Here is a 20,152-nt window from a genome sequence, read left to right as displayed (position 1 = left end):
CCGGTGTCCGTGACCGGAAAGAGTGAGGAATTCATGACCGATCGTGTGCAGGCTGGTGGACTTCAGGTCGCCAAGGTCCTATTCGATTTCGTCGAGAAGGAGGCTCTGCCGGGTACCGACGTAGATTCGGAGGCCTTCTGGGCCGGTGCCGCGTCGGTGATCGCCGATCTCGCTCCCAAGAACAAAGCGTTGCTTGCCGTCCGTGACGAGATCCAGGGCAAGGTCGACGCGTGGCACGGCGAACATGCCGGTGCCGATTACGACCGCGCAGCGTACAAGACCTTCCTGACAGAGATCGGCTACCTGCTCGACGAGCCTGCCGACTTCCAGATCACCACCTCCGGCGTGGACACCGAGATCACCACCACGGCCGGGCCGCAGCTGGTGGTTCCTGTGCTCAATGCACGCTTTGCGATCAATGCCTCCAACGCACGATGGGGCTCGCTCTACGACGCCCTCTACGGAACGGACGCCATTCCCGAGACCGACGGAGCCGAGAAGGGCACGAGCTACAACAAGGTCCGCGGAGACAAGGTCATCGCGTTCGCGCGTGACTTCCTGGACGAGGCATTGCCGCTGAGCTCCGGCTCGCACGTCGGGACCACCGGATACGTCGTCGACGCCGCGTCGCTGACGGTGACGTTGGCCGACGGCAGCACCGTCGGCCTGAAGGATCCGTCCCAGCTGTTGGGCTACCAGGGCACACCCGATGCGCCGACGGCAATCTTGTTCGTGCACAACGGTTTGCACTTCGAGATCCAGATCGACCCCGAGAGCCCGATCGGCAAGACCGACGGAGCGGGCGTCAAGGACGTGCTCCTCGAGTCGGCTGTCACCACGATCATGGACTTCGAGGATTCGGTCGCCGCAGTCGATGCCGACGACAAGGTTCTGGGCTACCGCAACTGGCTCGGTCTGATGAAGGGCGATCTCACCGAGGAGGTCTCCAAGGGCGGTAAGACGTTCACTCGCGCGATGAACAGGGACCGCACCTACACCTCGGTCGACGGTTCCGAGCTGACGCTGCACGGTCGTTCGCTGCTGTTCGTCCGCAACGTCGGCCACCTGATGACCTCCGACGCGATCCTCGACGCCGAGGGCAACGAGGTTCCCGAGGGCATTCTCGATGCACTGTTCACCTCGCTCGCCGGTCTGCACTCGTTGACTCCGGACAACGTGCTCTCGAACTCGCGTACGGGCTCGCTCTACATCGTCAAGCCGAAGATGCACGGACCGGACGAGGTCGCCTTCACCGCCGAACTGTTCGGCCGCGTCGAGCAGGTCCTCGGCCTGCCCACCAACACGCTCAAGGTCGGCATCATGGACGAGGAGCGCCGCACGACGGTCAACCTCAAGGCCTGCATCCAGGCCGCGTCCGAGCGGGTCGTGTTCATCAACACCGGCTTCCTCGACCGCACCGGCGACGAGATTCACACCTCGATGGAGGCAGGGCCCGTCGTTCGCAAGGGAGCGATGAAGGGCGAGAAGTGGATTGCCGCCTACGAGGACTTCAATGTCGACACCGGGCTGGCGGCCGGCTTGCAGGGCAAGGCGCAGATCGGCAAGGGCATGTGGGCCATGCCCGATCTGATGCACGACATGCTCGAGCAGAAGATCGGCCACCCCAAGGCCGGCGCGAACACTGCGTGGGTTCCCTCCCCCACCGCAGCGACCCTGCACGCCTTGCACTATCACAAGGTCGACGTGTTCGCCCGTCAGCACGAGATCGCGAAAGCCAAGCGCGCCACCGTCGACGAGATCCTCGAGATCCCTCTCGCGCCGTCCACCGACTGGACCGACGAGGAGAAGCAGAACGAACTCGACAACAATTCGCAGTCCATCCTCGGTTATGTCGTGCGCTGGATCGACCACGGTGTCGGATGCTCCAAGGTGCCCGACATCAACGACATCGCTCTCATGGAAGACCGTGCGACGCTGCGCATTTCGAGCCAGTTCATCGCGAACTGGTTGCGGCACGGCATTGTCACCGAGGAGCAGGTGCGCGAATCGCTGAAGCGAATGGCACCGGTGGTCGACCGGCAGAACGCGTCCGATCCGACGTACAAGCCGTTGGCACCCGATTTCGACACCAACATCGCCTTCCAGGCTGCGAGTGATCTGATCTTCCAGGGCACGAGCCAGCCCAACGGGTACACCGAGCCGATCCTGCATCGTCGCCGACGGGAGTACAAGGCCGTCAACGCCTGACGGACTTGTCGACCACGTGGGTGAACACCGGAACTCAGGGCGCGGACGTTCCATAGCCGCCGGGCCCGTGATCGTCGTACTGACGATCGCGGTCCTGGTGGCAGCCGTGTTCGGATGGTTTGCGCTGCGTGATCGAATTTCGGATCAGGGGATCGAGGCAGCCGACACCTGCGTGGAGGGACCGGCCGTCCTCACCGTGGCGGCCGACCCCGACATCTCCGCCGCGATCGAACAGCTGGCAACACGATTCGACGCGACCGCCCCGGTAATTCGCGATCACTGTGTAACAGTAGAGGTTCGAGCCATCGCGTCCGATGCGGTGCGGGCGGCACTGAACTCCGGCGCCGACAACTGGGATGTCGGTGCGCTCGGCGCTCGTCCAGGTCTGTGGATACCCCAGTCCTCGGCAGACGTCGAGGCCGTCGTAGACCGTGGAGCCATCGACGGTACGCCGCGGCCCGTCGCATCGAGTCCGATCGTCCTCGCTGCACCGGGCGCGGTGGCCGACGCCGTCGTCGCTGCAGGCTCTAGCTGGGCAGATCTGATACGACTGCAACGCGACCCGCAGGCTCTCGGACTCCCCGAGTGGGGTGGGCTTCGACTCGCCGTGCCGTCCGGCTCCGACACCGGCGCGAGCACTCTTGCGGTCACGGCCATCGCGGCAGGCGTACGCGGTGACCCGACCACCACACTCACCGTCGAGGAGGCCTCCTCGACGCAACTGGTGTCGGCGATGTCGGAGTTGGCGGTGACCGATACCGGCGCTGCCGCAACCTTGGCCTCCACCACGTACGACGCCCTCGCGGCGCTCGAGAATGCTGCAGGCCCCGACGCCGCCGTCCACGCGGTCCCGGTCACCGAACAGCAACTCGCGTCGACCGATTCCTCGACGCTGACCGCCGTTCGCCCACAGGGTGCAACGCCTGTCGCCGATCATCCGGCGGTCGTGCTCTCCGGTGACGAGACCTCCACCCGAGCAGCCGCGGCATTCGTGGATTTCGTTCGTCAGCCCGACGGTACGCAGACACTCCTGGACGCGGGATTCAGCGTGGACGAGCCCCAGGACGCGGGCATCGTCGCCCCACCATCGGGGCCGGTTGCCGACGCTCTGCTCGCTGTGCTTCGCAATCCGGTTGTGCCCCGCCGTGCCACTGTTCTACTCGACGTGTCCGAGTCGATGCGCACCACCGAAGGCGGTGCGACGCGGCTGCAGAACACCGTTCGCGCACTGAGCGAGCAGTTCCGACGAGTCCCCGACGCCACCGAACTCGGTCTGTGGAGTTTCAGCGAAGACCTGAACAACTCGCTGCCCTTCCGGGTGGATGTCCCGACCGGACCGATGACAGTTCCCGTCGGTACCACTCCGAGGCGCTCCGCCCTCGATGCGACCGCTGCGGCGTTGACGCCGGCAACCGGCTCGTTCACGTACGCGTCCGTCCTCGTCGCGTATCTCGACGCCGTGGCCGGTTACGTCCCCGGCCGCGTCAATTCGGTCGTGCTGATCACGGACGGCCCGGACGACTCACCCTTGTCGGCGGACGAGCTACTCACCGAACTGACATCGGCGTCCGATCCGGCGCGGCCGGTTGCGGTGAACATCGTGCGCATCGGCGACGACAGCCCTGCCCCCGTGTTCACCGACATCGCAGCTCGCACCGGCGGCACCGTGGACACGGTGCCGACATCGGACTCCCCAGACCTCCTCGATCGACTCGGAAAGTTGCTGTACTAGAACATGTCTCGTGTACTTTTTGTCGGCGTCTTCCTACTCCTCGTCACCCTCTTCCTGCACTGGCGGTTTCTCTCCGTAACGAGGGCACCGGCACGTGTCGGACGCCCGGCAGATCTGTTGCTGATACTTCTGTGGTTGTGCGCGGTGGTCGGCTTCGGCAGCGGCGTCGAGTTCGATCCGTCCTGGGCCCGCGGCCCGGCTTTCGTCGGTCTGACCTGGTTGGCGGTGGTGTTGTATCTGTTCCTCGGCACGGTCCTCGTTGCTCTGATCTGCGCCGTCGTGCGGGTGATGTTCGCACTGTCGCATCGTGATTCGACTGCTGCTCGGCTGCGCATATCGAGGGTCGGCTCCGTTGTCGTGGCTCTCGTCAGCGTCGTCGCAGTGGGGTACGGCCTCGTCGAAGCCGCCTCGCCTCGTGTCACACGCACCCAGGTTGCGCTCGACCGGTTGCCGGCCGAATTCGACGGTCTGCGAGTGGCATTGGTGTCCGATATCCATGCCGGGCCGTCTCGCGGTGCGGGCTTCGTGCGCACGGTCGTGGATTCGGTCAACGCGCAGCAGCCTGATGTCGTGCTGCTCGACGGCGATCTCATCGACGGGACAGTGGAGTTGGTCGGAGAAGACCTCGAGCCGCTGCGCGACCTCGAAGCCCCTCTCGGGGTCTTCGCTGTCAGCGGCAACCACGAGTTCTACGCGGGCGACGGCGGAGAGTGGCTCGACTTCTGGTCGACCCTCGACATCGACGTGTTGCGCAACGAGCGCACGACGATCACCCGTGATGGCGTTGCCATCGATATCGCCGGCATCAACGACGCCACTGCCCCGGAACCGTACGAACCGAATCTCGGCGCTGCGCTCGACGGCATCGACCCGGATCGCTTCGTGCTGTTGATGGCTCATCAGCCCAAGCAGGCTGTGGAGGCCTCCGAGCTGGGCGTGGACATGCAGGTGTCCGGACACACTCACGGCGGGCAGATCTGGCCGATCCGCTATCTGGTGCCGCTCCAGCAGCCCAGTGTCGAGGGGCTGGACACGATCGGTGACACCACGCTCTACACCACCCGCGGTGCAGGCGCGTGGGGTCCGCCGGTGCGCGTGGCAGCCCCGCCCGAGATCGCGATGCTCGAACTCACGCGGGGCTGACCATCTGCCCGTCCATCGGGCGAACAGCAGGTCAGGCGAACGCCTCGATCGGCGGGCAGGAACACACCAGGTTGCGGTCGCCGTGCGCGCCGTCGATCCGCCGGACCGCGGGCCACACCTTCGGTCGGTCGTAGCCTGCGGGGTACGCCGCGAGTTCCCGCGAGTACGGGTGGTTCCAGTCGGCGACGAGGCATTGCGCCGTGTGCGGAGCGCCGCGCAACGGGTTGTCCTCTACGGTCCACTCGCCGGAGCCGACGCGGTCGATTTCCCTGCGGATGGAGATCATCGCGTCGCAGAATGCGTCGATCTCCTCCAGATTCTCGCTCTCGGTCGGCTCGACCATCAGGGTCCCCGGCACCGGGAAGCTCATCGTCGGCGCGTGGAAGCCGTAGTCCGCCAGTCTCTTCGCCACGTCGTCGACGGTGACGCCGGTGTCCTTCGTCAGACCTCGCAGATCGAGGATGCACTCGTGCGCCACCATGCCGTTGTCGCCGGTGTAGAGCACGGGGAAGTACTCGTCGAGGCGGCGCGCGATGTAGTTGGCCGACGCGATGGCGGTCAAGGTCGCCCGGCGCAGCCCCTCCGCGCCCATCATCGCGATGTATGCCCACGTGATCGTCAGGATCGACGCGCTTCCGTACGGTGCGCCCGCAACGGTCGGACCGTCGCCCAGTTGCGGTGCCAGCGGGTGGCCGGGCAGGTACGGCTGCAGATGCGAACGGACGCCGATGGGTCCGACGCCGGGACCGCCACCGCCGTGCGGGATGCAGAAGGTCTTGTGCAGGTTCAGGTGACTGACGTCTCCGCCGAAACGACCCGGCCGAGCCAACCCGACCAGAGCGTTGAGGTTGGCACCGTCGACGTACACCTGTCCACCCGCGTCGTGCACCGCGGCGCAGATATCGGATATCTCGTGCTCGTACACACCGTGGGTGGAGGGGTAGGTGATCATGATGGCGGCGAGGGTGTCGGCGTGCTCGGCGATCTTGGCCCGCAGGTCGTCGACGTCGACGTCTCCGTTCGGTCGGCACGCAACCACGACGACGCGCATCCCGACCATCACCGCGGAGGCGGCGTTGGTGCCGTGTGCGCTCGACGGGATCAAGCAGACCGTGCGACCGGTGTCGCCGTTGGCCTGGTGGTATCGGCGGATCGCAAGTAGTCCCGCGTACTCGCCCTGGCTTCCTGCATTGGGCTGCAGGCTGACCGCGTCGTAGCCGGTGATGTCGACGAGCCATTGTTCGAGGTCGGCGATCACCCGGAGTAGTCCGGGGACGTCGGTCGACGGCGCGAACGGGTGTTGGCGCGCGAACTGAGGCCAGGTGATCGACTCCATTTCAGCGGTCGCGTTCAACTTCATCGTGCACGATCCCAGCGGGATCATGCTGCGGTCGAGGGCGATGTCCTTGTCCGACAGCGCGCGAAGGTAGCGCAGCATGGCTGTCTCGGTGCGGTAGCGCGTGAAGGCGGGATGCGTCAGGTACTCGGACGTGCGGGCACAATCGGCCGGGACGGACTCGGCTCCCGGGCCGGCGGGCTCGGCACCGAATGCAGCGAGCACATCGACGATGTGAGCCTCCGTGGTTGCCTCGTCACAGGCGATCGCGACGTGATCGTCGTCGACCGGTCGGAGGTTGATACCGCGTTGTTTGGCGGCATCGACGACGGTGTGGGCCGCGCCGGGGACCGCGGCGAGCACGGTATCGAAGAACTCGGCATGCACCACGTCGATGCCCGCAGCCTGCAACCCTGCTGCGACGGTTCGAGCACGGGTGTTGACGCGACGTGCGATCGCGCGCAGCCCATCCGCGCCGTGGTAGCTGGCGTACATCGCGGCCACGATGGCCAACAGCACCTGGGCGGTGCAGATGTTGGAGGTCGCCTTCTCACGGCGAATGTGCTGCTCGCGCGTCTGCAGGGCCAAGCGGTAGGCCCGATGTCCGTCTGCATCGACGGACACTCCCACCAACCGCCCTGGCAGCTGGCGCGAGTGACCGGAGCGCACTGCGAGATAACCGGCATGCGGACCGCCGTACCCCATCGGAACCCCGAAGCGCTGGGTGGTTCCGAAGCAGACGTCGGCACCGATTTCGCCGGGCGCGGTCACCAGGGTGGCGGCCAGCAGATCGACCCCGACTGCAACCAGCGCACCGCGCTCGTGTGCTGCCTCGATCGTGGCGGTGTGGTCCACCAGACGGCCTGATGCTCCCGGCAGCTGCGCCAGCACTCCGAAGAAGTCGCCTTCGGGCAGGCCGTCGGCGAGGTCGGCGTACACCAGCTCGATCCCGAGCGGTTCGGCGCGCGTAGCGAGCACGGCTTTGGTCTGCGGGAAAATATCCGAATCGACGACGAGGCGGGGTGACTTCGAGCCTCGGTTGGCGCGACGCATGAGCGTCATGGATTCGGCTGCGGCAGTGGACTCGTCGAGCATGGAGGCATTCGCGACATCCATACCGGTCAGGTCCGACACCATCGTCTGGAAATTGAGCAGTGCCTCGAGTCGGCCTTGACTGATCTCGGGCTGATAAGGGGTGTAGGCGGTGTACCAGGCCGGATTCTCCAGGATGCCGCGCGTGAGCACCGGAGGCGTCAGGGTGTCGTAGTAGCCCAGGCCGATCATCGAGGTGGCCACCGTGTTGCGGCCGGCGAGATCGGCCAGCGCGGCCAGCGCATCGTGCTCGCTCAGAGCAGGCGGCAATGTCGCCAGGCCATCGGGAACCCCGTCGACGACGGTATCGAGAATGGACTCGGGAACAGCCTTGCGGGCCAGCTCGTCGAGGCTGTCGACACCGATTGCGTCGAGAATGCGGGCCAGTTCGGTGGTGTCGGGGCCGATGTGTCTGTCGACGAAAGCCGATGCGGTCGAAGTCATTCGGTCGGTCACGGTCTACTCCCAGGGGTCCCAAGACAAGGCGTCGGACGGCCGGGGCATACGCGCCGACCGCTCCTCCCCCTCTGTCGTGTGCTCGCTGACGCGTGCGCCTGAGAGATTCGGTAGAACACGGCGCGCTGACGTGCGCGCACCGGCACCTTTCCCCTTGGGCGGGTGGGTGCTCCCACCACTTTCCAGAGTTGTCGAAGCCCACACGGTCCGTGTGCCTGAGAGATTGACGGGGAGGTATTGCTCCTTCGGCGTCCGAGACTGGATGCCTCGGAACTCTCCCGCGCAGGCGCGACGGTGAGAAGTCTAGCCGGTCTTACGACTCGCGCGATTCTTGCGGCGGGACGCCAGTTCGTCTTCGGGGCTCGGCTGGCTCTCTCCGCCGTCTGCTCGCTCGGCCGGGAAGTCGGCGATGGTGCCGGTGAGCTCGCGCATCGCGCCGTTGACGGCGATACCGAAGACGCCCTGCCCGCCCTGCAGCAGGTCGACTACTTCCTCGGCCGACGTGCACTCGTAGACGGTGGTGCCGTCGGAGAACAGGGTGATGTTGGCGAGGTCGCCCACGCCACGCTGGCGCAGGTGATCCACCGCGACGCGGATGTTCTGCAACGAGATTCCGGTGTCGAGTAGGCGCTTGACGATCTTGAGGACCAGCATGTCCTTGAACGAGTACAGCCGCTGGCTGCCCGAACCTGCTGCGCCTCGGATGGACGGTACGACCAGGCCCGTACGAGCCCAGTAGTCGAGTTGCCGATAGGTGATGCCGGCAATCTGGCACGCGCTGGGTACGCGGTATCCGACGAGTTCGTCGGGCACCGAATCGTCGGGGAACAGGCCGGGTTGAATGTCCTGCGACTGTGCGACAGGGCGATTCGACGCCTCGTCGGGGGTCTCGACCCGAGCATCGGCTGCGGACGCGTCCTCTGTCCGGCTTGCGGCGTCGGATTCTCGACTGCCGTGATGCTGCTGCGGCTGATCTCCCACTGACTGCTCCCTCTCGGATGTCTCACTGCGTTCGGATCCAGTCAGTACTGGGATCCGTCCGAAGCGCGCCTGAACGCCTCGGTGTACTCGCGTGAAGTCATACCGTGTACCAGGGCCAGACTACGCCTCGGCGGCAACCGAAGAGGCGTGAACTGCGTCGGTCCGGACTGCGCCGGCGATGAACTTCACTGGCACGAACGTTATGGGGGCGATCGACCAGATTCAACGCAACGCGCCGTAAACCTGAACCTAAAGTTGAGGTTGAGACTATTCCGTTACCCGTCGGTGGCCTTGAAGTCGTCCGGCGACACCGATTCGAGGAATTCCTTGAACTTCTCCACCTCGTCCTCCCGCTCGTCCGGCATCAGCAGGCCGGCCTCGGCGAGCACAGGCTCCTCCGCATAGATCGGGACTCCGGCACGGAGCGCGATGGCAACCGAATCCGACGGCCTCGCCGACACGCGGATGTCCTTGTCGAATACGAGATCGGCGTAGAAGGTGCCTTCCTGGAGGTCCACGATGCGCACCTCCTTGAGCTCGTGCCCCAACGCAGAGATCAGGTTCTTCACCAGATCGTGCGTCAGCGGCCGAGCCGGCTGCACACCTTGCTGCTCCAAAGCTATTGCGGCAGCTTCGGTTTGGCCGATCCAAATCGGGAGGTACCTATCTCCGTCGGATTCACGCAGCAGCAACACGGGCTGGTTCTGCGGCTGTTCGACACGAATACCGACCACACGCATTTCACTCATCGTGTCCACCTCACACCTCGAGAAATCTTCGCTGGTCGTCGCTGGTCCAGCTCACCAGAACCGAGTCTATTGGAATCCGAACCGGCGCGAGCGAACCTCACCGGTCGAGCGCACCACGCACCGCTGCTTTGACCAGACACGTATGCAAGGTCAACGACAGAGCTGCCAATTCCCGGATCATCTCTTCGGCACGATCACGTGCACCGGCATCGCGCCCCTTGGCGACCGGCCCGGCGATCTGAGCGACGAGACCCGCTTCGCGGTCCGCCGCGAGCTTGAACGCACGGAGGTGACGAACCTCGAGCCCGAACTGCAACATCGCGTGCGCGGTACGAGCGAGCGTGACGGCACCGTCGTCGTAGAACCCGGCCTGCCCGGGAGTGATCAGACCGCTGCGCAGCAACTCGGTCAGGAAGGCGTCGTCGATGCCGGCCTGAGCCAGTAGATCTGCCTTGCTGATGCGGACCTCGCGATCGGGCAGGAACTCCTCCGGCGAGACTTCACCGGCCGCGATCGTCAACGACCGTGGGCGCTTGACCGAGGCGTCTGCTCTCTCGACGGTTGCAACGCCGTGGTCGATCGCTTCGAGTTGTTCCTTGATCACCTTCAGCGGCAGGTACTGATCACGCTGAGCGGTGAGCACGAACCGCAGCCGTTCGCAGTCCGCGATCGAGAAACGCCGATAGCCCGACGGAGTGCGCTCCGGAGAGATCAGACCCTCGGCTTCGAGGAATCTGATCTTCGAGATAGTCACGTCGGGAAAGTCGGGCCGGAGTCGATCGAGGACGGAGCCAATCGACATCCCCCCGCTGGACTGCTGCCCGACGGCGGTCACTGGCTTCCTGCACCCGCAGACGACTCGCCGACTGCAGATCCATTGCCGCCACGCGGCCCGGTGAGGAAGACCAGACGGAACTTGCCGATCTGCACCTCGTCACCGTTGGCGAGCACGGCGGAGTCGACCGGCTCACGGTTGACGTAGGTGCCGTTGAGGCTGCCCACGTCGACGACCTGGAAGTCGTCCTCGTCCTGGCGGAACTCTGCATGTCGACGGCTCACGGTGACGTCGTCGAGGAAGATGTCGCTGTCGGGGTGACGACCGGCCGACGTGGTCGGCTGGTCGAGCAGGAATCGGGATCCGGCGTTGGGACCACGCTTGACGACGAGCAGGGCAGCTCCGACAGGCAAGCCCTCGACACCCGATACCGGAGCTTCGGTGCTCTGGGCGGTAGCGGAGTTGTCCAGCTCCTGGAGGAAATCGGCGCGGAAGACCGAGGTGGTCTCGGCCGGCGACTCCCCGTAGTTGCTGTCGTTGTCGTTCTGGCTCACCGTTACTCCTTCTCAGTCCGTTGACCCGGGCAACGATCACCTCGGGTAACGCAGTACATGGTCTTCACTTCTGGTTCTGCTGGCGTTCGGTGGTGCGTTTCGGTTCCTCGGTGCGTGGCGGACCACTCACCATGCGCGACCTTCGCCCCGACAGGCTGTTCGCTCGGTGTCGACCGTACCCTGCGCGCCGAGGACCTGTGGTCGGTTGGCCGGTGTGTACGGCCCTTCGTCACTCAGCTGTGATGAGAGCATATCCGGCGGCATCGAGCATCGGTGCCAGCGCCGCGTCCAATGCCTCCGAGGATGCGACCTCGAGCTCGATCAGCCACCCGCCGGTGTACGGTCCGGAGTTCACCTTCTCGGGTTCGGAATCCAGATCTTCGTTCACGGCAACGACTTTGGCCGTGAGAGGACTGAACACGTCGGACACGCTCTTGGTCGATTCCACTTCACCGAGAGACTCGCCCGCGGTGACGCTGTCACCGATCGCCGGAAGCTGAACGAACACGACGTCGCCCAACTGAGTCTGGGCGTAGTCGGTGATACCGATTCGAACCGTCGCAGGCCCCGTCCGCTGCACCCACTCGTGCTCGGGGGTGTAAAGCAGATCAGCTGGTGTGTCGATGTCGCTCAACGCGGCATTCCCTTCCATCGTGCCCGGGGCGAGCGGGCGATCAGTTTCCGGGCTGAGCGTATTGACGTGGGCGCGGATCCCGCAAGGCGGAGACCGTGACCTGGTCCGATCGCTCGACTCGCGAGCTCGCCCCGTTGCGGGCGACCGTGTCGATCACCCCTCCCGGAATGTTCAGTGCAGCTTCCAGAGTCGCCGGATCTCCGATGGCAGTGAAGGTGTAGGGAGCGCGTAGTTCTCGGCCGTCCACCACGACTCGGCCGGCCGGTCCGGCCATCCACGAATCCACACCGATGCGGACGGCGACCCCACCACCGTTGATCTGCAACGCCTCGGCACCGGCGGCCCGCAGCTCCTGCAACGCGTCGAGCAGAACCTCTGCTCCGACGCCGGCGTCGGTGTCGTCGATCGTCAACGTGACGCCGGGTCCTCGGGCCGCCACGGTGCCGATCTGAATGGACAACGCGGACAATCTTTCCTGGGCTTCCGCCACCGCGGCGTCCGACCCGGAACCGGACTGCCGGAGGGTGGCGAGCGTGCCTTGAAGCGCGCTGATCTCGTCGCGGATCGACGCCTCGCGTCGCGTCAGGGAGTCCAACACCACCAAAAGGTCCTCGGGCCGCGAGTTCTCCAGATTGCCCGACGTGCTCGTTTCCCGCACCTGTGTCGCGATTCCGATTCCGAGGGCACACATCAACACGAGAGCGAGAATGCCGAACCACGTGCGCTGTCCACGTCGGGTGCGCCGACCGTGCCGTCCGGGGCCTGCGTTCATCGGTCAGGCACCGAAAAGCCGTCGGCGCAACGCAGCGGCGTTGCCGAAGATACGTATTCCGAGCACGACGACGATGGCGGTGGACAGTTGCGTTCCGACTCCGAGCTGATCGCCGAGCCACACGATGAGCGCCGCGACGAGGACGTTGAAGACGAAGGACACGACGAACACCTTGGCGTCGAAAATGCCGTCGAGAAAGGCGCGCACGCCGCCGAACACTGCATCGATAGCGGCCACGACGGCGATCGGCAGGTATGGGGCGACGACTGCTGGAACTCGAGGCCCGGCGACGAGACCGATCACGACTCCGACGACGAGCGCGACCAATGCTGCGAGCGCGAATCCGGCGCGGCCGGTGGCGGCGGGCTCGGTGCCGCCGGGCACCTCGGGACCGGGGCTGCCGGAGTCGGATGCCTCGACGTCCGGGACGTCACTCGCCGTCATCGTGGGGCCACCTCCTTCGCCTCGAACGACTCCCTGGCGACGGCCGGCCCGAACTCGAGATCGGTGGCAGGCCGTACCGAGAAACCGACACCGTAGAGCTGAGCGACCGTGCTCATGCGCAGGTATGCATCGCTGACGGCGAACTGCACCTGAATGCGCTGCGGTGGACCGATCGCATCGATGTCGTAGGGCGAGGTGATCGGGCGATTGTCGAGCAGCATCGCGCCGCCTGCCTGTCTGATCGTCACGTTCGGCCCGACTCGATTGCCGTCGACGGATACCGCTTCGGCGCCGCTGGCCCACAAAGAGTTGACGACGGCAGCGATGTCGCGGTCGAGAACGGTTGCGCCGGACCCGGTACGGACCGATCTGTCGGATGCACCGCCTGCGGCAGGTTCTGTCACGACGACCGACAAGCCGGGACCGGTCACCGAGTCGATACCGGCAGCCGACTCGACCGCATCGAGACGGTCCAGAAGCTCGCTCCCGGCAGCATCGGACTGGAGCGCGCGATCACGCTCGGTCGATACTTGCGCTGCGAGTTCATCCCTCGTGACGTCCAGTTCGGCCTCACGCTCCTGGGCAGCACGCACTGCAGCAGAGGCGTCGGCGCTGGCCCGGTCGATATCCGCCGCATCCGAGGCCAGCTGTGACATCGCGACCCCGAAGACCACTCCGACAGCGACGGCACCGGTGATCAGCCAGAGGACAGGCGGCACCCTCGGGTTACGCACGTGGTGCGCCGACCGTTCGACGGCGGCGGCTGCGTAACCCGGATCGAGGTGATCCGTCAACAGCGATGTGAGCAGTGACGGAGTCGGGTTCCTCTTCGGTCGTGCTGGTGGCTGCACCGTCACCTGCCCGGTGCGGAGGTGGGCGCGATCGCTCGCGCGACGGCCACTGCCTTGCCGAGGTACAACGCACCGGTCCACGTGTACAGCACCGTCCCCCAGATCAGGAGCGCGTAACCGAGGGGCCCAGCGGCGTGGGCCACGGAACCGGTGCCCACGGAGACCAACAGCACCGGCAGCGCGATCATGACCACGAACGTGGCTGCCTTCCCGAGATAGATCACGTCCGGAGGCGGGAGGGAGCGACGTCGGTAGACGAACATGGTCAGGCCGAGAACCGCGTCTCGCCCGATCAGGATGGCAGCGACCCACCACGGGATGATGCCGCGCACCACGAATCCGACCAGCGTGCTGACGACGTACAGGCGATCGACGAGCGGGTCGAGAATCGCCCCCAGCCGCGACGACTGCCCGAGCAAACGCGCGAGTTTTCCGTCGAGCCAGTCGGTGCCGCCGCTGACGAGCAGAATGACCAGCGCCCAGCCGTCTGCCTGGGGGCCGAGAAGAAGAAACAAGAACAGCGGAACGCCGGCGAGTCGCACGGCACTGAGCAGGTTGGGAACAGTTGCGATCCGATCCGTTACCTCGAGTTCGCTCTTGTCCGTCACCGCTCACCTCCTGTCGCCTCTGGCGTCGTGGCAGCCGGCGCGAGCGCACCGACGGTTCGAGGCCACGTTAGCGCCACGCGAACACCGGCTGCTCGAAGTCCGCGACCCGGGTGTGTCGACCGCGAAGGACCACTTCACGAAACTGGTGCACGATCGCACCCGTGGGAGCATGGATGGCACCGGTTCGGAACGGCCACCGAATCACGGGTCGGGGCGACTCGGGGATCGTGACGAATTCCGCATCGACATCGAGTTCGGCCTCGGTCACCTCGAACACTTCGGCCACCTCGTCGGCACTGGGCTGCAGCGACGACGAGTACTCACCCACCCACACCACGAACGGTGTGATGACGTATCCCGAACGGGTGACGTAATCGTCGAGGCGCCCGAGTACCTCCCCGGGGTCGGTGCGAATGCCCAACTCTTCCTGGAGTTCACGCAGGCAGGCCTGTGCCGGGGTTTCGCCCGGATCGACTCCGCCACCAGGTAGCGCGTACTGACCCGGGTGAGCGCGCAATCGGCTCGGCCGTCTGGTCAACAGCAGGCGACGGTCTCCGCGCTCCCCGCCGACCGCCAGAGCAACAGCTGCGTGGCGCAGACCGTCGGCATCGGCTGTCCGAAACTCGAAGTGGCCGAGTGCGCGCTCCATCGAGTCGCGGCCGAGGCAGTCGCTCGACTCGTCGCTACGCGCCATGAGTACCCACCGATTCGATTGCCGTCACGCGGGATCCGCGAGACGCGCGGCCGGAGGAAGGAGCTCGTCGGCGGACGCGGGCCAGGCCAGTGCATGCTCGGCCAACCCGGCCAACTGCTCCACTTGTGTTCGACACCAAGGCGATACATCGATTCGGTTCGCGAGCACGTCGGCCGAGAATTCGGCCCAGGACACCCATCGCGTTTCGTCGACCTCGTCAGGATCCGGGTCGAGTGTCGCGTCGTCGCCGACCGTCACTCGGTAGACGGGGCAGATCTCGTTCTCGACTATCCCGTTGTCCATCACAGCGCGGTACCGAAAATGCGGCAGCACCAGTTCCGCGGACCGGGCCTGCAGACCCAGCTCTTCGCCGATGCGCCGGAGCACTGCCGACTCCAGGTCCTCGCCGGGTGCAGGATGTCCACAACAACTGTTCGTCAACACGCCGGGCCACGTCGTCTTGCTCGACGCCCGTCGCGTGAGCAACACGGCACCGTCCTCACGCACCACGTAGCTGGAGAACGCCAGGTGCAGCGGGGTCTGTTCGGTGTGCACCGTGGTCTTGTCCTGGGTGCCGACGGCGCGGCCTTCGTCGTCGAGCAGCACCACGTGCTGCGCAGGGGATCGATCCATCGTTCCATGCTCCCACGGACGGACGGCCGGTCTAGTGTCGAACCATGGGACAGGACGACAAGGACAAGACAGACGGCGGCACCTCGACCGAACACGACACGGCGGACTCCCCCAAGGGCGGCCGACCCGGACCGGTGGACGGCGGAGGCGGCGGTGGGATGGCGACACGAGAGAACGCCCCGGAGATCGCCGACGATCAGGAGTGATATTTCCCGGTGCCGTCGCTGTTTGAATCACAGAGATTGCGTCAATACCCCCGATGTTCTCGCGCTGCGCGAGAGCACGAACCTCCATCAACGGAAGGACCTCGATGAGCATCAACGACGACGACATCACCACCTCAGGCGGATCTGCAGGCGAAGGACCCGCCGACGGCGGATCCAATCCTGGCGGACACGACGGCGGAGCAGACGGCCCGGCCGGAGCAGGCGAAGGACCCGCTGACGGCGGATCGAATCCTGACGGACACGACGGCGGAGCCGACGGCCCAGCGGGTGGAGAAGGCCCGGCCGACGGCGGATCCAACCCCGGCGGACACGACGGCGGTGCGGACGGTTCCGCTTGATCATCGAGTCGAACGACGAGCGCGGACCGGGCAACCGGTCCGCGCTTCGTCGTCTCACCGGAATCGACGCCGCCACTTTCGCGGAGCGTCACTGGGGCACAGCACCCAAGTTCACCCGATCTGCCGAACTGTCCGGATCGTTCGAGGATCTGATGACGGTCGACGCGGTCGACGAGTTGATCGCCGAGCGCGGCGTACGCACCCCGTTCGTGCGGATGGCCAAGGACGGCCGCCTGCTGGAGAAGAACAAGTTCACGGGGTCCGGAGGGTTCGGCGCCGAGATCACCGACCAGGTCGATTCCGCGGCGGTTCTGTCGGCCTTCGCGGCCGGCAACACTCTGGTGCTGCAGGGCCTGCATCGCCTGTGGCCGCCCTTGATTGCTTTCACCGGCGAGCTCGTTCGCGAACTCGGCCACCCGGTACAGGTCAATTCCTACGTCACTCCGGCTGCGTCCCAGGGCTTTTCGCCGCATTACGATGTTCACGACGTGTTCGTCGTGCAGATCGCCGGTAGTAAGCGGTGGACGATTCACTCGCCGGTGCATCGCCATCCACTGAACAATCAGCCGTGGTCGGATCGACGAGCAGCAGTGGAAACTCACGCCGACGACTCCCCGGAGTTGGACATCGTGCTCGATCCCGGTGACGTTCTGTATCTCCCGCGCGGCTGGATCCATTCGGCGCAGGCCCTGGGCGAGACGACGGTGCATCTGACGATAGGCGTCGCGTCGTTCAACGATTACGACATCGCCCATCACACCCTCGGTGCTCTTCAGGACGTCGAGGGACTGCGCGCACCGTTGCCGGCCGGATGGGACCCGACCGACTCCGAGTCCGTTCTCCCCCACGTACGCCGCGTGCTCGGCGACATGCGCCGAGCTCTCGACAAGTTGGATCGAGATCCCGAGGCGCTGCATCGGATCACCGAGCGTGTTGCGAGTCGGTACGACGAGCTGGTTCGACCCGAACCGGTGCGCCCCGTTCGCAGTGTTGCCCAGATGGGCGCGCTGCGAGGTCAGGACTCGATTCGGCTCAGGGCCGGGGTGATCGCGCGAGTGGTGCGAACCCCCCGAGTCCGCGGCTGTCGTGCTGCGCGACAAAACCGTGTCGATGCCGCCTCAGTGCGCCGATGCCCTCGAATTGTTGCTCGAAGGATCGCCGTGCCGGTTGGATTCTCTGCCCGGCCTCGACACCGACGATGCTGTCGTGGTCGGTCGCAGGCTCGTGCGCGAAGGCATCGCAGTCACCGCCATCGAGTGATGGCGAGCCCGACCATCAGGTGATGGTCACGCCGCCGTCCACTGCGATGGTCTGGCCCGTCACGTATCCGCCCGCGTCGGAGGCGAGCCAGACCGCGGTGGCGGCCAATTCTTCGGGGTCACCCTTGCGTCCGAGGATCATTCGGGGAGCCAATGCCTCGAGGTATCCCGGCTGGTAGGAATCGGTCATCTCGCTCTCGAAGAAACCAGGCGCAATAGCGTTGACGCGGATGCCTTTTCGAGCGCCCCACTGTTGCGCGAGGTCACGAGTGAGACCGACGATGGCCGCCTTGCTGGCACTGTAGGCAGCCTGAGGCAGACCGGCGGTGGTGAGCCCCAGAATGCTGGATATGTTCACGATCGAGCTTCCGGGCTGCATCACCCGTCCACACGCCTGAGCGGCCCAGTAGGAGCCGTTCAGGTTGATGTCGATGACAGAGCGGAACTGCTCGGGAGTCTCACGGGTGGCGGGGTACGCCGTGCCGACGCCGGCGTTGTTGATCAGCACGTCCACCTTGCCGAACTCGGCGACGGCGGCCTCGACCATGGCCGTGCACTGGTCGGGATCGACCACATCGGTTGCCACGCTCAGCGAACGCCCACCGACGCTGTCGATCAGTGCGGCAGTCTGTGCCAACTTGTCGACGCGACGGGCGGCCAGCACCACGTCGGCTCCGGCCTCGGCCGCCGCTTTCGCGAAAGACACTCCCAAACCGGACGATGCGCCCGTGACGATGACGACGCGGCCGTCGAGGCGGAATTTGTCCAAGATCGACATGTTCTGAAATCTCCTTGTATCGGGTGTCTCGTGCTCAGAACCAGGCGGGTGACATATCGAGGGTCGTTCGATCGAGAAGCGCCAGCAGATCGAGCTGTGCATCGACCTTCGGTAGCTCGTAGACGAAGAAGTACCGTGCAGCAGAGCGCTTTCCGTCGTAGAAGTCTCCGATTCGGTCTCCCACGGCAAGCAGCTGCTCGAGCCACATCCACGCGATGACCGTGTGGCCCATTGCCTCGAGGTAGGCCGTGGAATTCGCCAACGCCACGGCGGCGTCACCGGTACCCCAGACTGCGGCGGTGACCTCGACGATCCTCGAGAACCTGTTGTTCAGCTCGGTGCCGTACTGCTCGGCCGCTCCCCCGTGAGTCGATGCTCGCGTCACGGTCTCGGCGATTCGCTCGGCGAGCAGCGCCAACCCGGCACCGTTCTGCATGACGACCTTGCGGCCGAGTAGGTCCAAGCCCTGAATGCCGTGTGTACCTTCGTGAATGGGGTTGAGCCGGTTGTCGCGGTAGTGCTGTTCCACGTCGTAGTCGCGGGTGTAGCCGTAACCCCCGTGCACCTGAATGGCAAGACTGTTGGCCTCGAGACACCACTGCGAGGGCCAACTCTTGGCGATCGGTGTCAGTACGTCGAGCAACAGTGTCGATCGAGCTGCGTCGGCGGCGTCCGATGCCGAATCCTGGTGGTCCACCAAACGCGAGCAGTAGAGCCCGAGGGCCAATGCCCCCTCGACATACGACTTCTGCGCCAACAACATTCGGCGCACGTCGGCGTGCTCGATCAAAGCGACCGGAGGCGCGGCAGGATCCTTGGCTCCCAGTGGCCGTCCCTGGGTGCGCGTCTTCGCGTACTCGACGGACTTCAGGTAGCCGACGTAGCCGAGTGCGATCGCCAGGAATCCGACGCCGATCCGGGCCTCGTTCATCATGTGGAACATGTACGACAGACCACGGTTCTCCTCGGCGACGAGATAGCCGACTGCCCCGGCTTTCCCACCGGGAGAATGGGTTCCGTCGCCGAACGCGAGCAGAGTGTTGGTGGTACCGCGGTTGCCCATCTTGTGATTGAGCCCGGTCAGCACGATGTCGTTACGTTCGGCGATGCCGCCCTCACCGTTCGGCAGGAACTTGGGAACGATGAACAGCGAGATCCCTTTGACGCCGGGAGGTCCACCCGGCGTCTTCGCCAGAACCAGGTGCACGATGTTCTCGGTCAGTTCGTGATCTCCACCGGAGATCCACATCTTGGTACCGGTGAGCCGGTAGCTGCCGTCGTCCTGCGGCACAGCCTTCGTGGTGATGTCCGCCAGCGACGACCCGGCCTGCGGTTCGGACAAGCACATGGTGCCGAACCAACGCCCGTCGATCATGGGCCGCACGTAGTCGCGCACCTGCTCCGGGCTGCCGTAGGTGGCGATCAGATTGGCGTTGGCCATCGTCAGGAACGGATAAGACGACGTTCCAGCATTTGCAGCCTGGAAGAACGCCATGGCAGCACGAGAGACGGTGGCGGGCAACTGCATACCGCCGATCGATTCGTCGAACTGCCCGGCCATCAACCCCGCGTCGCGGTACACGTCGAGAGCGGCCTTCACCTCGGGGATCAGCTCCACCGCACCATCCCTGTTCATGGTGGGCTCGTGTGCATCGGCCTTCTTGTTGTGCGGGGCGAAATGCTTGTGGGCGATGTCTGCGCTCAGGTCCAGTACCGCATCGAACGTTTCGCGCGAGTGTTCCGCAAAACGTGGCCGCTCCGTCAACGCAACCACATCGAGCCATTCGTACAACAGAAAATCCAGGTCGCGGCGTGAGAGAACGTCCGACATTTCGCTGCTCCGATCGAGAGGGGTGACGCGTGAGCCGACGGCGTGAGCTCTACGAGG

The 20,152-nt window shown here is 65.4% G+C and carries 20 protein-coding genes and 1 riboswitch; of the genes, 6 read left to right on the top strand and 14 right to left on the bottom strand.

Going from position 1 to position 20,152, the window contains the following annotated elements:
• Nucleotides 1-33 precede the first annotated feature (33 nt).
• The 3 genes from AB0O58_RS14075 to AB0O58_RS14065 all read left to right on the top strand — a co-directional run bounded on the left by AB0O58_RS14075 (nt 34) and on the right by AB0O58_RS14065 (nt 5,083).
• On the top strand, nt 34-2,208 hold the full coding sequence (locus AB0O58_RS14075) for a malate synthase G (RefSeq protein WP_032372755.1): 2,175 nt from the start codon (nt 34-36) through the stop codon (nt 2,206-2,208).
• 67 nt (nt 2,209-2,275) lie between these two features.
• Nucleotides 2,276-3,940, top strand: a complete 1,665-nt coding sequence (locus AB0O58_RS14070) for a substrate-binding and VWA domain-containing protein (RefSeq protein WP_366238302.1) — start codon at nt 2,276-2,278, stop codon at nt 3,938-3,940.
• A gap of 3 nt (nt 3,941-3,943) precedes the next feature.
• The gene (locus tag AB0O58_RS14065) at nt 3,944-5,083 is read left to right on the top strand and encodes a metallophosphoesterase (protein ID WP_032408243.1); all 1,140 of its coding nucleotides are present in this window, start codon (nt 3,944-3,946) and stop codon (nt 5,081-5,083) included.
• Nucleotides 5,084-5,114: 31 nt separating this feature from the next.
• Here AB0O58_RS14065 and gcvP read toward each other — a convergent pair whose 3' ends face one another.
• From gcvP to idi, 12 genes are all read right to left on the bottom strand, one after another.
• On the bottom strand, nt 5,115-7,955 hold the full coding sequence (gene gcvP / locus AB0O58_RS14060) for an aminomethyl-transferring glycine dehydrogenase (protein ID WP_032400830.1): 2,841 nt from the start codon (nt 7,953-7,955) through the stop codon (nt 5,115-5,117).
• Nucleotides 7,956-8,160: 205 nt separating this feature from the next.
• Nucleotides 8,161-8,258, bottom strand: a riboswitch (glycine riboswitch).
• A 12-nt stretch (nt 8,259-8,270) separates the two neighbouring features.
• On the bottom strand, nt 8,271-8,810 hold the full coding sequence (locus AB0O58_RS14055) for a MerR family transcriptional regulator (RefSeq protein ID WP_157226114.1): 540 nt from the start codon (nt 8,808-8,810) through the stop codon (nt 8,271-8,273).
• A gap of 413 nt (nt 8,811-9,223) precedes the next feature.
• On the bottom strand, nt 9,224-9,697 hold the full coding sequence (locus AB0O58_RS14050; protein ID WP_027497166.1) for a bifunctional nuclease family protein: 474 nt from the start codon (nt 9,695-9,697) through the stop codon (nt 9,224-9,226).
• Between the two features lie 97 nt (nt 9,698-9,794).
• Nucleotides 9,795-10,532, bottom strand: a complete 738-nt coding sequence (locus AB0O58_RS14045) for a MerR family transcriptional regulator (RefSeq protein WP_027497167.1) — start codon at nt 10,530-10,532, stop codon at nt 9,795-9,797.
• The gene (garA, locus tag AB0O58_RS14040; RefSeq protein ID WP_027497168.1) at nt 10,529-11,026 is read right to left on the bottom strand and encodes a glycogen accumulation regulator GarA; all 498 of its coding nucleotides are present in this window, start codon (nt 11,024-11,026) and stop codon (nt 10,529-10,531) included. The genes AB0O58_RS14045 and garA overlap by 4 nt, the downstream gene beginning before the upstream one ends.
• A gap of 229 nt (nt 11,027-11,255) precedes the next feature.
• Nucleotides 11,256-11,660, bottom strand: coding sequence for a glycine cleavage system protein GcvH (gcvH, locus tag AB0O58_RS14035; protein ID WP_027497169.1), 405 nt, complete (start codon nt 11,658-11,660; stop codon nt 11,256-11,258).
• A 40-nt stretch (nt 11,661-11,700) separates the two neighbouring features.
• Entirely contained in the window at nt 11,701-12,432 is a 732-nt protein-coding gene (locus AB0O58_RS14030; RefSeq protein WP_063216679.1) for a DUF881 domain-containing protein, read from the bottom strand.
• Between the two features lie 3 nt (nt 12,433-12,435).
• Entirely contained in the window at nt 12,436-12,816 is a 381-nt protein-coding gene (locus tag AB0O58_RS14025) for a small basic family protein (RefSeq protein ID WP_027497171.1), read from the bottom strand.
• A gap of 56 nt (nt 12,817-12,872) precedes the next feature.
• Nucleotides 12,873-13,727 (bottom strand): DUF881 domain-containing protein, encoded by an 855-nt coding sequence (locus tag AB0O58_RS14020; protein WP_366238301.1) that lies wholly within the window; start codon nt 13,725-13,727, stop codon nt 12,873-12,875.
• Between the two features lie 2 nt (nt 13,728-13,729).
• Complete coding sequence (locus AB0O58_RS14015; RefSeq protein ID WP_366238300.1) at nt 13,730-14,335, bottom strand: CDP-alcohol phosphatidyltransferase family protein; 606 nt, start codon at nt 14,333-14,335, stop codon at nt 13,730-13,732.
• 67 nt (nt 14,336-14,402) lie between these two features.
• Nucleotides 14,403-14,984 carry a CoA pyrophosphatase gene (locus AB0O58_RS14010; RefSeq protein WP_080730213.1) on the bottom strand — a complete coding sequence of 194 codons (582 nt, stop codon included), beginning with the start codon at nt 14,982-14,984 and terminating at the stop codon, nt 14,403-14,405.
• 69 nt (nt 14,985-15,053) lie between these two features.
• Entirely contained in the window at nt 15,054-15,662 is a 609-nt protein-coding gene (gene idi / locus AB0O58_RS14005; protein WP_366238299.1) for an isopentenyl-diphosphate Delta-isomerase, read from the bottom strand.
• Nucleotides 15,663-15,706: 44 nt separating this feature from the next.
• Between idi and AB0O58_RS14000 the strand changes: the two genes are divergently transcribed.
• The 3 genes from AB0O58_RS14000 to AB0O58_RS13990 all read left to right on the top strand — a co-directional run bounded on the left by AB0O58_RS14000 (nt 15,707) and on the right by AB0O58_RS13990 (nt 17,510).
• On the top strand, nt 15,707-15,868 hold the full coding sequence (locus tag AB0O58_RS14000; protein WP_167328012.1) for a hypothetical protein: 162 nt from the start codon (nt 15,707-15,709) through the stop codon (nt 15,866-15,868).
• 104 nt (nt 15,869-15,972) lie between these two features.
• Entirely contained in the window at nt 15,973-16,227 is a 255-nt protein-coding gene (locus tag AB0O58_RS13995; RefSeq protein ID WP_027497175.1) for a hypothetical protein, read from the top strand.
• Nucleotides 16,224-17,510: a cupin domain-containing protein gene (locus AB0O58_RS13990; protein WP_366238298.1), complete on the top strand. Its 1,287-nt coding sequence runs from the start codon at nt 16,224-16,226 to the stop codon at nt 17,508-17,510. The genes AB0O58_RS13995 and AB0O58_RS13990 overlap by 4 nt, the downstream gene beginning before the upstream one ends.
• On the opposite strand, the gene AB0O58_RS13985 is transcribed toward AB0O58_RS13990, so the two are convergent.
• Together AB0O58_RS13985 and AB0O58_RS13980 are read right to left on the bottom strand one after the other, a co-directional pair.
• Nucleotides 17,503-18,264: a glucose 1-dehydrogenase gene (locus tag AB0O58_RS13985; RefSeq protein WP_027497177.1), complete on the bottom strand. Its 762-nt coding sequence runs from the start codon at nt 18,262-18,264 to the stop codon at nt 17,503-17,505. The genes AB0O58_RS13990 and AB0O58_RS13985 overlap by 8 nt on opposite strands.
• Before the next feature lie 34 nt (nt 18,265-18,298).
• The gene (locus AB0O58_RS13980; RefSeq protein WP_032388358.1) at nt 18,299-20,095 is read right to left on the bottom strand and encodes an acyl-CoA dehydrogenase; all 1,797 of its coding nucleotides are present in this window, start codon (nt 20,093-20,095) and stop codon (nt 18,299-18,301) included.
• Nucleotides 20,096-20,152 lie beyond the last annotated feature (57 nt).

Origin of the sequence: Rhodococcus sp. NPDC080181 (assembly GCF_040702225.1) — a bacterium.
Classification (GTDB): Bacteria; Actinomycetota; Actinomycetes; order Mycobacteriales; family Mycobacteriaceae; genus Rhodococcoides; species Rhodococcoides fascians.
Note: the sequence above shows the minus strand (reverse complement) of the source record. Positions and strands in the feature narration are given on the sequence as shown.